Raw genomic sequence first — 13,762 nt, forward strand, 5'->3', positions numbered from 1 at the left:
TTAACATAAGGTCCGCCGCTATGCGGCTCGGGGGCGGTGGCGTCTTTCGATCCTCGGGCTAACGCCACGCGGTTACCATAAGGACCGCTCCTATGGAGCTCGGGGGTTTAGGCGGTAGCGTTCTTCGATCCGCGGGCTAAGGCCGCGCGGTTAACATAAGGTCCGCCGCTATGCTCGGGATTATAGAGCCCTAATTTTTTTCGATTTGACGGTTTTATCCAAGCTAGAAACAGACGCGCTCTTCACAAGACAAACCTGCCGCGCCTGCGCCATTAACAATTAACAATTAACAATTAACAATTAACAATTAACCATTAACCATCAATCATTCCAGCCGCTACCTATGTAAAACATAGCGAACAAAATCCCGTCCTTCCGCATTTCTGCACACATCCGCTTCCTTATTCGTGAATAAAATGCCATTTTTGTAAAAATATACAATCCATGACGCTGCTAATAAAAAATCTACGCATGGTGGACGCACAGTGCGTGCACAATCCACAAGATTATTTTTTCGATGGAAACTACCTCTTCCCGCTCCAGCAGTACCCAGATTCTATCCCGACAGACACTCCCATCTATCATGCTGAAGGCTGTCTGGGGTCTGAGGCATGGACGGATTTACGTGCCCTGGCAGGAGATCCCGGCCTGGAACAAAAAGATACGCTCGAAGATCTTCTCCTCCAACTTGCACATAGCGGCTTCAAACAAGCAGTTTTGCTACCTAATACCAAGCCTGTCCTTCAGACTAAAAACGATATCGCCTACGTCCAACAAAAAGCAGCGCTCTCCCCAGTTACGCTGCACGTGATGGCGGCGGCCACCAAAGACTGCCTCGGAGAGGATTTTACTGAACTTCATGATCTGGCCGCTCAAGGGGTCAGGGTCTTCGGTGACGGTACCCAAACACTCCACCACCCCGATCGCCTCCTGCGGATCTTACAGTACATAACGAAATTTAAGGGCGTCTGCTTCGACCAAAGCATCGATCCGCTCCTTGCGCTCTATGGCCACATGCACGAAGGATTCGTCTCTACGCAGCTGGGCATAAAGGGTATTCCCGCACTAGCAGAAGAGCTGGCAGTCCAGCGAAATATCAAACTTTGCGGCTATGCCGCAGGTCGACTGCACTTTCAAACGGTGTCCACAGCAGCGGCAGTCCAACATATCCGACAAGCGAAGGCAGAGGGTCTAAATGTGACGGCTGACTGCTCGATTTATCAACTCCTTTTCACCGATGAAGACCTCAGGGATTTCGATTCCAATTATAAGGTGATGCCGCCCTTCCGGGCAAAAGCCGATCAGGAGGCCTTGCTGGAGGGCCTGCGCGATGGTACCATCGATGCGCTCGTGACGAACCATAGCCCGCATGAGGCAGATGCTAAAGTACTGGAATTCGATTATGCAGCATTTGGCATGCTGGGCATACAGACCTTTGCGCCTGCGCTGACTAAATTGGCAGATGAGCTCGGCTGGCCTCTGCTGATCGAAAAAATCACCCATGGACCGGCTCAGGTTCTCGGCTTAGAGAAAAGCGATCCCCAAAAGCTAGACTCTCTGACCATCTGGGATCCAGAAGCCACCTGGACCTTCGATGCCAGCACCAATCTTTCCAAATCTAAAAACTCTCCCTACTATGGGCAAACCCTGAAGGGGGCCGTGAGGCTTTTGCTCCATAAAGGAACTATCGTTACGCCAGATGCAGTATCTAAAAAATAGCCTTGTTTTTGGGGTGATGGGAGGGATTTTCTCTTCGATCGCTTTCTACGTCTTCTTCTGGATGGATTTAGAGCCCACGAAAATGAGCCAGCTCTTTGGCTTCGTGACGCTGCCCTTTTTTATTCTTATCGCACTTATCTATACGAAGCGCTACGTGAATGGCGGATACCTGTCCTTCGCACAGGGCATGAGTATGGGGTTCCTAGTGTATATGCTCGTGGCCCTGCTGAGTGCCTACTCCATCTTTCTGGCCATGACCTTCGATCCCGAGCTATTCGAGTTGGTGCGGGAGGCGAAAATAGCCGCTCTAGTCTCTACAGAAGAGCAGATCGTAAACCAGCTTGGGCAGGAATCCTATGACGTGACGCTAGAAAGTGTACGCAACTTGACGCGGGCAGACCTAGCGCTGAATGAATTTATTTGGAAAGTGTTGCCCGGCCTATTTTATACTATCGTAATTGCGGTTATTTTGCGCAAAAATAAACCACTTTAATCATGGAAGACTTACAAACTCCCTCTCCCGCTAAGGCGGCTCTAACCCCGGGTCTCGTCGGAGGAATTTTAGTGATGGCGCTCTATTTCGTGTTTTATGCCATAGATCCCGTCCATTTGGTGAAGCCCTATCGCGGCCTTCTGACCTTTGCGCTCGCGGTTACGCCCCTTTTGGTGTATGGGTTTAAATGGAGAAAGGAAGAAATGGGAGGCTTTGCGACCTACGGTCAAAGTCTTCAATTTGCCTTTGTTTCCCTTGCTATCACTTCCTTATTCGGGACGCTCGCCCAAATGCTTATCTTTAATGTAATCGACCCGAAAGCGGCAGAATTCGTAGCCCAAAAAAGTTTGGAAACGATAGTGGACACGATGGAGCGTTTTGGTCAGTCGAGTGCCATGTCCTCTGAGGACCTAACTAAACTGGAGGAAGGAACTCTGGAAGGGTTACGCCCTATAGGCCTTCTCCGTGGCTATGGCGTCGGATTGCTAATCGATGGCTTTTTTGCCTGATCCTCGCCCTCATCCTACGAAAAAAAGATACTAGCTTAGATTTTTGATGCCTGATACCCTGGATATTTCCATCGTCGTCCCCGCCTACAATGAAGAAGAATCACTTCCGGAGCTTTGCCGCTGGATTTTCGAAGTGCTCCGTGCCGATGCGCGCAGCTTCGAACTCTTATTCATCGATGATGGCAGCGCTGATAGCACCTGGCAGGTTATCCAGCAGCTGGCAGCGCAGCATCCCGAGGTAAAAGGCTATCGCCTCAGCGAAATTTCGGTAAATCTGCCGCCCTCGACCTCGGATTTAAAGCCTCTCAAGGGCAGGTGGTCATCACCATGGACGCGGATCTGCAAGACAGCCCGGAAGAAATTCCGGCGCTGTACCGCATGATCACCGAAGAGGGCTTTGACCTCGTCTCCGGCTGGAAACAAAAGCGCTTCGACCCGATCGGAAAAACGATTCCTTCTAAATTTTTCAACTGGGTGACGCGCAAGCTCTCAGGCATTCCGCTTCACGATTTCAATTGTGGATTGAAAGCCTATCGCAGCAAAGTCGTGAAAAATATTCATATCTACGGGGAAATGCACCGCTATATTCCGCTTATCGCTAAGTGGGCAGGCTTTACTAAAATCGGTGAGAAGGTGGTGAGCCACCAGGCGCGGCGTTTTGGCGTCAGCAAGTTCGGTCTCGAGCGTTTCCTACACGGATTTCTGGACTTGATCTCGGTTTCCTTCGTCAATAGATATAAAAAAAAAGCCGATGCACTTTTTCGGTGCACTAGGGACCATTTCCTTCTTAGGGGGCTTTACCCTCACACTTTACCTCATCTTCCAAAAAATTATTGGTCTCTATAAGGGCCTTAAGGTACGGGAAATCGTAGACCAGCCGCTGTTTTTTCTGGCACTGGTGGCCTTGATCGTCGGCGTGCAACTCTTTCTAACCGGCTTTATGGCCGAGATGGTAGTGTCCCAAAACGCGAACAAGCAAGAGTACACGGTAGATGAAAAGGTGAATGCATGAGTCAGCCAAGCGTCTTCTTCTCGCTGGTCGTTCCGGTATATAACCGTCCCGACGAACTCCGTGAATTACTCGAAAGTGTACGGCAGCAGTCCTTCCGTGATTTTGAGGTGTGGGTAGTAGAAGATGGTTCCACGATTCCTTCCCAGCACTTGATACAGGAATTTGCCCAGGAATTTCCCCTTTACTACCTGCCCATACCCAATTCGAAACAGGGCTTTGCGCGAAATGCAGGCATGCGGCGCGCACACGGAAAGTACCTGCTCACAGTGGATTCCGACGTGCTTTTACCAGAAAATTTTTTTGAAAACCTACACCGGACGCTCCTCCATGAAGATTGGGACGCCTTTGGAGGCCCTGACCGTGGGCGTGAAGACTTCACCTTCTTCCAAAAGCTCACCGCTTTCACCATGCAGGCCACCTTCACGACGGGCGGCATACGCGGACAACTGCAGGACAAGAGCAAGTTTCAGCTGCGGGGCTTTAACATGGGCTTAAAAGCCACTGTTTTTCATGCTTCTGGAGGATTTCGCGACCCGAACCAAGGGGAGGATATTGAGCTCAGCATCCGATTAAAAAATGCTGGATTCCGCGTCGGCCTAATTCCTGAGGCCTTCGTGTACCATCGCCGCCGAAGCACCTTCACCGGCTTCCTCCGCCAGTGTTACAGCTTCGGCATCAACCGTGTGAATGTCTCACGCTATCACCCGGGCGCCATCCAGGGGGTGCATCTCTTTCCCCTCTTTTTTGCATTTTACATGCTGCTGCTAAGTGCCAGTCTCCCCTTAGGGCATCTTTTTGGCTGGCCCGTCCACCCGCAGGTACAGGGTTTAGCCTTCCTTCCACTCGGCCTTTGGATGCTCATGGGGATAGGAGAGGGGCTTTGGCGCGAGCGCCAAAGTAAACGGGGTGCACTAGGACTAGGGGCTTTCCTCGCTCCCTTCGTCGGTATCTGCCAGCTCACAGCCTATGGCATCGGCATCGCCTATGGACTACTCGCGCTGCGACTTCCATTTCTGCCGAGTCCCTTCACGGTTCCGCTGCCGGAGCGAAGCGCTGAGAGTGGATCCTGAGCACCATCGTCCTATTTTCTGCCGATAAAAAGTATTTCTTGAGGAGATAATCCGTGGCGCTTCACCATTTCCTGCGGGAGGCGCTGCACGAAATCATTTTCTTCCATTTTCAGGCCTGAGCGTGACAGTCTCGCCGCGTAGTCTTGACCGTATTTCCGTACATGGTCGCGCTGCCCGAAATGACGTTCACGCTCTTCCGGGCTGCTGATGCTGGCATCCTCATAGGTGTTTTCGATGGCGTAAACAGGCGACTGCAGTAGCGACCAGCCCCCTGGCTTGAGCACGCGATGGATTTCTCGGCAGGCCAGAATATCGTCTTCCACATGTTCCAGGACGTGGTTACAGATCACCACATCAAAGTGATTTTCAGGAAAAGGGATGGCATGGATGTCCATTTTTACTTGCGCCAGAGGGCTCTCCAGGTCACCGCTGATGTAGGTGAGCTGAGGGAGTTTCTCGAAGCGATGGATAAAGCAGTGCTCCGGAGCTACGTGCAAAACACGTAAGGGGGCGGTAAAGAACGAAGTTTCTTGCTTTAGGTACAGCCACATCAGGCGGTGCCGCTCCAGGGATAGGCAGTGCGGGCACAGTGCATTTTCACGTGCTTTTCTTCCATAGGGCAGAAACTTGCGGTAGCTGCTCCCGCAGATGGTGCATGTGACGGCAGTACCGCGGTAGCCTAGGGAGAGGATTTTAGTGCCTACGCCTGCCACGCGCTGTAAAAAAGGGCGGGGAATGTAGCGAATTAGAAAGCTGATGAGCGTTTTCATAAGAGAGAAAGAGGCCGAGAGGGAGGGTTTGCCTGCGGCAAAAAGGACTTTGGCGCAAGCCGAAAAAGCCAAAAGAAAGCGGGGAAAGGGGAGCCGCCACCGTCAGCCTAGGCCCTCAGGAATAGCAGAAGGGGCTGGCTACTGTGGCGGCTTTCCGTCGTGGGCTTAGGTGAGCATGCCGCCATCTACCTGTAGCACCTGTCCTGAAATGTAAGAGCTGCGGTCAGAACCAAGGAAAACGCAGGCTTCTGCCACTTCTTCAGGTCTTCCGCCACGCTTCATCGGGATGCCCTCTCTCCAGCCTTGAACCGTTTTTTCATCTAAGACAGCCGTCATCTCCGTTTCGATGAAGCCAGGGGCTACGGCATTACAGCGGATATTTCGCGAACCCAATTCTAAGGCTACGGATTTAGTGAAGCCGATGATTCCGGCTTTAGAGGCGGCATAGTTAGCTTGCCCCGCATTGCCTTTTACACCCACCACGGAGGTGATGTTAATGATGGAGCCTTTTTTCGCCTTCATCATGGTGCGCGTGGCGGCCTTCACGGTATTAAAACAAGATTTTAAGTTGACGGTCATCACCTCGTCCCAAGCCTCTGGAGTCATGCGCATGAGGAGGTTATCTCGCGTGATGCCGGCATTATTAATGAGGATATCGAGTCCGCCGAAGGTAGCGACCACGTCATCGATCAGCTGGGTAGCCGCTTGGAAGTCGGCTGCGTCGGAGCGAAAACCTTTAGCTTCCACTCCGAAACCGCGGAGTTCGGCTTCTAAGGCTTCGCCTTTTTCTACGCTGGAAAGATAGGTAAAGGCCACGTGGGCGCCTTCTTCAGCATATTTGAGTGCGATCGCACGTCCGATTCCTTTTGAAGCCCCCGTGATCAGGCGATTTTTCCACTTAAAAGTCCCATAAATTTTTCGTAATAGGTGTAAGGGTCAAAATTAAGCATTTTCCTGTAAATGAATTCTTCCCTTTGCTACTGTTTTCGCTAATTTCGAAGTGGAATGACGACTGTTCGGTTGAATATTTGGTTAGCGCGGTGTTTTTATGGGTTTATGAGGTAAAAAAAGCGAAATAGCGATTAATTTAAAATATCCTTACGCTCAGGGGCTTTGCGCTACGCGCGAAAAAGGCCATTCTATTTTTTCTCAGCCTAAAAACCTTATTTTTGCATACCTGAGAAATTTATAAACCTTAATGATATGTCTTCAACAAAGTACGATGTAATAGTAGTGGGTTCTGGTCCCGGCGGTTATGTGGCGGCCATCCGTGCTTCCCAGCTGGGATTAAAACCGCGGTAGTAGAAGCTGCTGAACTCGGTGGGATTTGCTTGAACTGGGGCTGTATTCCGACAAAAGCGCTAATTAAAAGTGCGCAAGTTTTCGAATACATCAACCATGCGAAGGACTACGGGATCAAGGTGCAGGATGCAGAAGTGGATTTTACGGCCATGGTAAAGCGTAGCCGCGATGTAGCGGGAGGCATGTCTAAGGGAATTCAGTTTTTATTTAAGAAAAATAAGATCGATCAGCTGATCGGCTGGGGCCGTGTAAAGCCAGGAAAAAAGGTTTCTGTTACGGCGGAAGATGGTGCTGAGACGGTGTACAGTGCGGATCATATCATCATCGCCACGGGAGGACGTGCCCGTGAGCTGCCTGCCCTCAAGATCGATAACGAGAAGATTATCGGTTATCGGAAGGCGATGGTCTTGGAAGATAAGCCGAAGAAGCTCGTAGTCGTGGGCTCCGGAGCTATCGGTGTGGAGTTCGCCTACGTGTATAATGCGATCGGTACAGAGGTGACGATCGTGGAATTTATGGATCGCATCGTGCCTAACGAAGATGTGGAAGTTTCGAAGGCACTGGAGAAAATCTATAAGAAGAACGGCGTGAAGATCATGACCAGCACAGAAGTAACTGGAGTGGATACTTCAGGTGAGGGCTGTAAGGTGACTGTTAAAGATAAAAAAGGCAATGAAAGCGTCATCGAATGCGATAAAGTGCTTTCGGCTGTAGGCGTGGTCTCGAACGTAGAGGACATCGGTTTAGAAGATGTGGGTATTTTAGTAGAAAAGGGGAAAATCCAAGTGGATGAGTACTATAAAACGAATATGCCTGGCTACTATGCGATCGGTGATGTGACGCCAGGTCCTGCCCTCGCACACGTGGCTTCTGCTGAGGGAATCATCTGCGTAGAAAAAATCGCGGGTCACCACCCGGAAGCTTTGGATTATAATAATATCCCAGGATGTACGTACTGTATCCCTGAAATTTCGTCTGTAGGGTACACCGAAGCACAGGCAAAAGAGGCGGGATACGAGTTGAAAGTAGGTAAATTCCCGTTCTCTGCCTCGGGTAAAGCCTCTGCGGCTGGTGCCAAAGATGGTTTCGTGAAGTTGATTTTCGATGCGAAGTATGGCGAGTTACTAGGGGCACATATGATCGGTGCGAATGTGACAGAGATGATCGCTGAGATCGTGGCGATCCGTAAGCTGGAGACCACAGGTATGGAATTAATCAAAACGGTTCACCCGCACCCGACCATGTCGGAAGCGGTGATGGAAGCTGCGGCGGCAGCTTATGATGAGGTGATTCATCTATAAGTAAACGAATCTTTTATACCTTTATAGGTAGGTAGTTGCTATTCTCAAAAAAAAGGCCCTTCGTGGCCTTTTTTTTATGGCGGTGCGCGCGAAGCTATTTCAAGAGTAATTTGTAAATGGCTTGATTATCTCCCTTTTATTGTGCAACTTTCCACTCGAAAGGTGGAGAGCTCTCTCTACTTTTACCACAAACATTTTTCCCTTCTCTTGTGTTTCCACTCCGTTGTTATGCAAGAATTAGGAGGAATCAGCAACGTATTAGAACCAACCAAATTGAATCTTTTGGAAGAGGATCAGTTAATATCAGGACTTAGGGCGCAAGACCGCAAGACGATAGAATACTTGTATGACAAGTATTCGGCCGCCCTATTTGCTGTCATATCACGAATTATTACCGATAAAGACATCGCGGAAGAGGTTTTTCATGATGCTTTTATTAAAATCACCCGTAAGATAGACAGCTATAGTGAAGAGAAGGGAAGGCTTTACACGTGGATGGCCAACATTTGTAGAAATGCTGCCATCGATAAAACGCGTAGTAAAGAATTTTCGAAAAGCAGTAAGACCAATACCATAGATGAGTACGTATATGGTATTGAAAGTGAATCGGGTACTCAGGAAATTGTGGACGGGATCGGCGTACGAGACCTGTTACATCGACTGAATGAGGAGCAAAAATTCGTCATTGATTGTATTTACTTTAAGGGATATACGCATTCTGAGATTGCTGAGGAATTCGATATCCCATTAGGGACGGTCAAATCACGTATCCGATCCGCTGTTAGTGTATTAAAAAAGAACTTAGAAAGAATTTAGTGGACATTCAAGCCTACATATCGTCAGGGAAGCTTGAGCTCTACGTTTTAGGAGAGCTCAGTGAGCGGGAAAGGGAGGAAGTGGTTCGCCTAGCGAAACGCTACCCAGAAATTAAAGAAGAGCTGGTACAGATAGAGCTGGCTATGGAAGCTTTTGATCAAAAAGCCGCCGTTAAACCAAGCCTTTCTGTTAAGAATCGTATTTTCGATACGTTAGACGCGGTCGAAAAAGAAGAGAAATCACAAGGGACTAAAGCCAAGCAGGTGATTCCGCCTACAATGGAAATGCCGCAAGCGGCGCCTGTGTCTGCTGAAACGCCAGTGGTCAAATTGCAGCCTTGGAAAGCCTATGCAGCAGCGGCCTCCCTGGTGGCGGTGGTGGCCTCCGTATTTGCGATCTACTTCGCTACACAGTATTATGATGTAGAAAATCGCTTTACGGCCTTGCTACAGGAACAAAGCGTTCTAGCCGAATCGGCGGAGCAGTATAAGGTGAACTTCGAAGAAACAAGTACACAGCTGGAGACGTTGCTGGCAGGTAACTTCTCTCGCATTCCGATGAAAGGAGAGCCATTTGAGATTCAGAAAGAAGCACAAGTGGATGTCTGGTGGGATGCAGAGCGCGAGCAGGTATTCATCTCGGTGAACCAGCTGGCCGCACTAGATGCTGAACAAGACTATCAGCTGTGGGCGATCGGTGACGATGGACCCGTCGGAATCGGTCTCGTAAATGCAGAGCAGAAGTTTAGCCTGCAGCAGATGAATGCGGTAGCCCAAGCAGGTGCCTTTGCTATCACCATCGAGCCGAAAGGAGGAAGCGCATCTCCTACCTTAGAGAATTTGGTGGTCATCGGACAACCAGCAGCATAAAAAAAATGCCTTATCTACACAATAACCCGAGCAATCGGGTTTTTGTGTTTTTAGCCCTATATCCTTTATACAAGCCCAGTGTGCAGCCAGACTTCTCGTATTTCTGCTTATCTTAGTGCATGGAACTTCAACTTTCTACACCCGCTTTACTTTTTTCAGCTATCACACTGATGATGCTGGCCTTTACCAACCGATTTTTAGCGATAGCGAGTCTCATCCGAGGGCTCCATAAAAAGTACCTCGAGAACCCGGAGGAGAACTTACTTATCGATCAGATCCAGAACTTAAAACGCAGGCTGTCGCTTATCAAGTGGATGCAGGTGTGTGGCATGATCAGCTTTTTACTCTGCGTGCTGTGCATGTTTTTTATTTACATTCAAGCAGAACTCGCCGCTGCCACCATTTTTATTATGAGTATGTTCACGCTCTTGGTATCTTTGGGCATCTCCTTAATCGAGGTGCTCATCAGCACGAAGGCCTTAAACCTGGAGATTCAGGATATGGAAGAAGCTTTTAACCGCCGCAGTGGTGGAGGCTTTTGGTTTAAAAAATAATGTATGCGTTCTTTTTGGCCGGTAGGCCAAAGCAAATGATTCCCTTTATGAAAAAAAAGAATGAGATGCGCAGCGGTATGTACGTGTTGCTGCTGGCAGTTTTTGTCCTCTTAGGCTGTAGCTCAGAGCGTTCGGCTGGGTCTGAGTCGCGAGAAGAGCTGCTTTCACCGGCAGATGTAGCGACTGAAAACCGTATTCGCCTGGCAGACTTTCAGGAGACGCTGACGTTTTATCAGCGGACTATGGATAGGCTGCCTTTGGTTTCTGCTCATCGTGGTGGGCCTGCCCCTGGCTTTCCTGAAAATGCGATCGAAACCTTTCAGCATACCATCGAGCAGGTGCCGGCCATCATTGAGTTTGATGTCGTGATGAGTGCCGATAGCGTATTGATGCTGATGCATGACCGCACAGTGGATCGTACCACCACAGGCAGCGGTGCGGTGGCGGAAATGACCTTTGAGCAGCTGCGTGCGCTGCGTCTGGTGGATCCTGAGGGTAAGGCGACTGATTTTCAGATCCCTACTTTCGAGGAGGCACTTCGCTGGGCGCGAGGCAAGGCCCTGTTAACGGTGGATGTAAAGCGGGGGGTGCCTTTTTCGCGAATAGTGGCAGCGATTCAGGAGGCTGAGGCCAACCCCTATGCTGCTGTCATTACCTATTCTGCTGCTGATGCCCAAGAGGTTCATGCCCTAGATTCAACGTTGATGCTATCGGTGACCATTCGAAATGAAGAGGAGTTAGCGCGCATGCAGGCTACGGGCATTCCAGTGGATCGCTGGATTGCATTTACCGGTACGCGTGCGCAGGAGCCGGAGCATTATGCCATGCTGCATGCCTTAGGAGTGTACACGATAGCTGGTACGATGGGCAATTTAGACCGGCGAGCGGAGGCTCGGGGAGATCAGATTTACCAGGAGCTCGTGCATGCGGGGGGCGACATTATCGCCACCGATCGACCTGTGGAAGCAGGAAAGGTGCTTATGGAGCTTTGGCAAGAGGGGTCGAGTAAGGCCCGTTTCATTCAGTTAAAAAGCAATTAATATGCGTGTAGACTTACGTAGTGACACCCTCACGCAGCCTACTGCCGGCATGAAGCAAGCCATGTGGGAGGCACCACTGGGGGACGATGTATTCGGCGAGGATCCCACCGTTCGGGCATTGGAGGAGACGCTGGCCGAGCGTTTCGGCATGGAGGCCGGGTTGTTTTGTCCCTCGGGGACCATGACGAATCAGATCGCGATTCGCTTGCATGCCGGCTTCCAAAAGGAGGTGATTTGTCATCAGGACAGCCATATTTACCTGTATGAAGGAGGAGGGATTATGGCGAACTCCCATAGTTCGGTGCGTTTACTTCCGGGTGCCTTCGGCAAAATCACCGCTGAGCAGGTGGAGGCGGTCATTAATCCGGACGATGTGCATGCACCGGAGACGAGCTTAGTGGCGGTAGAGAATACGATGAATAAAGGAGGCGGCGCGGTATACACGTTAGCTGAAGTGGAGCCGATCCGTGCTTTATGTGCCGATAGGGGCTTGGTTTTTCACCTTGATGGGGCCCGTTTGTTTAATGCTTTAGTGGTTTCTGGAGAGTCGGAAAAGGCATGGGGAGCTACTTTTGATACGATTTCGATCTGCCTCAGTAAGGGCTTGGGCTGTCCGGTGGGTTCCGTTCTCCTCGGAGATGGGGCGACTATTCATCGGGCGCGCAGGGTGCGCAAGGTCTTTGGAGGAGGCATGCGGCAGGCGGGGATGCTCGCCGCAGCAGGACTGTATGCGCTGGAACACCATGTGGAGCGTTTGGCAGAAGATCATGCCCGTGCGCAGGCCATCGGCAAGCTGTTTCAGGCATATCCAGGCGTGGAGGCGGTGCTGCCTGTAGCAACGAACATCGTCATCGTTCGCTTAGCGGAACGAAAGCCTGAGGACTTTTTAGGGCAGCTCGCGGCGCATGGCGTTTATGGGGTGAAGTTCGGGGCACAGCAGGTGCGTTTCGTGACCCATTTGGATATTCGGGATGCGCATGTGGAGCAGCTGGCGCGCGTGCTGAAGCAACTGGCAGAGGAGGAGCAAGATGTACGCGAATCCTGATGCTCCATTGGCGGAACGCCTACGTCCCAGTCGGCTGGAAGAAATCATCGGGCAGGAGCACCTGACGGGGCCGGATGCCTTCCTGCGTCGTGCGATTCGCAGCGCGCAGGTGCCTTCGCTGCTGCTATGGGGACCTCCTGGTGTGGGAAAGACGACGCTCGCCAATGTGATCGCTCATGAGGTCAAGTTGCCTTTTTATACGCTCAGTGCGATTAGTTCGGGGGTGAAAGATATTCGCGAGGTGATTGCCAAGGCCAAGTTCCAGCAGGGGGTTATTCTGTTTATAGATGAGATTCATCGTTTTAATAAAGGGCAGCAGGATGCCCTACTGGCGGCGGTAGAGAAGGGTCAGGTCCGGCTGATCGGTGCTACCACGGAGAACCCTTCCTTTCAGATAAATGCGGCCTTGCTGTCGCGCTGCCAGGTGCTGACGCTTAAGGCTTTAGCGGTTAAAGACCTCGAAAAGATGCTCCTGCAAGCTCTGGAGCGCGATCCGTACATACGCTCGCGACAGGTGCAGCTGGACGAAACGGAGGCACTTTTTCGGCTTTCGGGAGGGGATGGGCGGAAGCTGTTGAATCTCTTTGAGCTGGTGGTGCAGGCCAGCGCGGAGACGCCTTGTGTGTTAAAAAATGCGCAGGTCATGGAGGTGGCTCAGCGCCATGTAAGCTTGTATGACAAGGACGGCGAACAGCATTACGATATAATTTCTGCGTTCATCAAGTCGATTCGGGGTTCTGACCCGAATGCGGCATTGTACTGGCTGGCCCGCATGATCGAGGGAGGGGAAGATGTGACGTTTATCGCGCGGCGATTGGTGATTTTAGCTTCGGAAGACATCGGGAATGCTAATCCGAATGCGCTGCTGCTGGCCATGTCCTGTATGGATGCCGTCCGTGTGATTGGTTTTCCGGAGGCGCGGATTCCACTGGCGCAGTGCGTGACGTATTTGGCGAGTTCACCGAAAAGTAATGCAGCCTATGTGGGCATAAACCAGGCCCAGCAGCTGGTTCGGGAAACGGGGGATTTACCGGTACCGCTGCATCTGCGTAATGCGCCGACCCGTCTGATGCAGGATTTAAACTACGGCGCAGGGTATACGTATGCCCATGATTTTAAGGACAACTTTTCGGAGCAGGAATTTTTGCCGGAGGCCCTGTCGGGCAAGGTCCTCTACACCCCCGGCGAAAATGCCCGCGAACAGGAGCTGCGCCGCTTTTTAGCCTCCCGGTGGAAGGGTAAATACGGCTATTAGAGCAGCT

General features: G+C 50.9%; 12 protein-coding genes and 2 pseudogenes. 12 read left to right on the forward strand and 2 right to left on the reverse strand.

Annotated elements, in window-relative coordinates; genetic code table 11:
* The first annotated feature begins 444 nt into the window (after positions 1 to 444).
* From A3SI_RS10750 to A3SI_RS10770, 5 genes and pseudogenes are all read left to right on the forward strand, one after another.
* Positions 445 to 1,719, forward strand: a complete 1,275-nt coding sequence (locus A3SI_RS10750) for a dihydroorotase (protein WP_009055816.1) — start codon at positions 445 to 447, stop codon at positions 1,717 to 1,719.
* Positions 1,700 to 2,212, forward strand: coding sequence for a DUF4199 domain-containing protein (locus tag A3SI_RS10755; RefSeq protein ID WP_009055817.1), 513 nt, complete (start codon positions 1,700 to 1,702; stop codon positions 2,210 to 2,212). The genes A3SI_RS10750 and A3SI_RS10755 overlap by 20 nt, the downstream gene beginning before the upstream one ends.
* 2 nt (positions 2,213 to 2,214) lie before the next feature.
* Entirely contained in the window at positions 2,215 to 2,721 is a 507-nt protein-coding gene (locus tag A3SI_RS10760; protein WP_009055818.1) for a DUF4199 domain-containing protein, read from the forward strand.
* 46 nt (positions 2,722 to 2,767) lie between these two features.
* Positions 2,768 to 3,733 (forward strand): annotated as a pseudogene (locus A3SI_RS10765) (glycosyltransferase family 2 protein).
* Positions 3,730 to 4,803, forward strand: coding sequence for a glycosyltransferase (locus tag A3SI_RS10770; protein WP_009055820.1), 1,074 nt, complete (start codon positions 3,730 to 3,732; stop codon positions 4,801 to 4,803). The pseudogene A3SI_RS10765 and the gene A3SI_RS10770 overlap by 4 nt, the downstream one beginning before the upstream one ends.
* 11 nt (positions 4,804 to 4,814) lie before the next feature.
* Here the strand turns inward: A3SI_RS10770 and A3SI_RS10775 are convergent, their stop codons facing one another.
* Positions 4,815 to 5,573: a class I SAM-dependent methyltransferase gene (locus A3SI_RS10775; protein ID WP_009055821.1), complete on the reverse strand. Its 759-nt coding sequence runs from the start codon at positions 5,571 to 5,573 to the stop codon at positions 4,815 to 4,817.
* A 165-nt stretch (positions 5,574 to 5,738) separates the two neighbouring features.
* On the reverse strand, positions 5,739 to 6,434 hold the full coding sequence (gene fabG / locus A3SI_RS10785; protein WP_394330370.1) for a 3-oxoacyl-[acyl-carrier-protein] reductase: 696 nt from the start codon (positions 6,432 to 6,434) through the stop codon (positions 5,739 to 5,741).
* Between the two features lie 342 nt (positions 6,435 to 6,776).
* Here fabG and lpdA point away from each other — a divergent pair.
* From lpdA to A3SI_RS10820, 7 genes and pseudogenes are all read left to right on the forward strand, one after another.
* Positions 6,777 to 8,176: pseudogene (gene lpdA, locus A3SI_RS10790) on the forward strand (dihydrolipoyl dehydrogenase).
* A 282-nt stretch (positions 8,177 to 8,458) separates the two neighbouring features.
* Entirely contained in the window at positions 8,459 to 8,992 is a 534-nt protein-coding gene (locus A3SI_RS10795) for an RNA polymerase sigma factor (protein WP_040670737.1), read from the forward strand.
* Positions 8,992 to 9,861 carry an anti-sigma factor gene (locus A3SI_RS10800; RefSeq protein ID WP_009055829.1) on the forward strand — a complete coding sequence of 290 codons (870 nt, stop codon included), beginning with the start codon at positions 8,992 to 8,994 and terminating at the stop codon, positions 9,859 to 9,861. The genes A3SI_RS10795 and A3SI_RS10800 overlap by 1 nt, the downstream gene beginning before the upstream one ends.
* Positions 9,862 to 9,980: 119 nt before the next feature.
* Entirely contained in the window at positions 9,981 to 10,415 is a 435-nt protein-coding gene (locus tag A3SI_RS10805) for a DUF2721 domain-containing protein (protein WP_009055830.1), read from the forward strand.
* Between the two features lie 47 nt (positions 10,416 to 10,462).
* A complete protein-coding gene (locus tag A3SI_RS10810; RefSeq protein ID WP_238531719.1) occupies positions 10,463 to 11,455 on the forward strand; it encodes a glycerophosphodiester phosphodiesterase family protein in 993 nt (330 codons plus the stop codon).
* Between the two features lies 1 nt (position 11,456).
* Positions 11,457 to 12,500, forward strand: a complete 1,044-nt coding sequence (locus tag A3SI_RS10815) for a threonine aldolase family protein (RefSeq protein ID WP_009055834.1) — start codon at positions 11,457 to 11,459, stop codon at positions 12,498 to 12,500.
* Positions 12,484 to 13,755 (forward strand): replication-associated recombination protein A, encoded by a 1,272-nt coding sequence (locus A3SI_RS10820; protein ID WP_009055836.1) that lies wholly within the window; start codon positions 12,484 to 12,486, stop codon positions 13,753 to 13,755. The genes A3SI_RS10815 and A3SI_RS10820 overlap by 17 nt, the downstream gene beginning before the upstream one ends.
* The last annotated feature ends 7 nt before the right edge of the window (positions 13,756 to 13,762 follow it).

It is taken from the genome of Nitritalea halalkaliphila LW7 (assembly GCF_000265075.1).
Lineage (GTDB): Bacteria > Bacteroidota > Bacteroidia > Cytophagales > Cyclobacteriaceae > Nitritalea > Nitritalea halalkaliphila.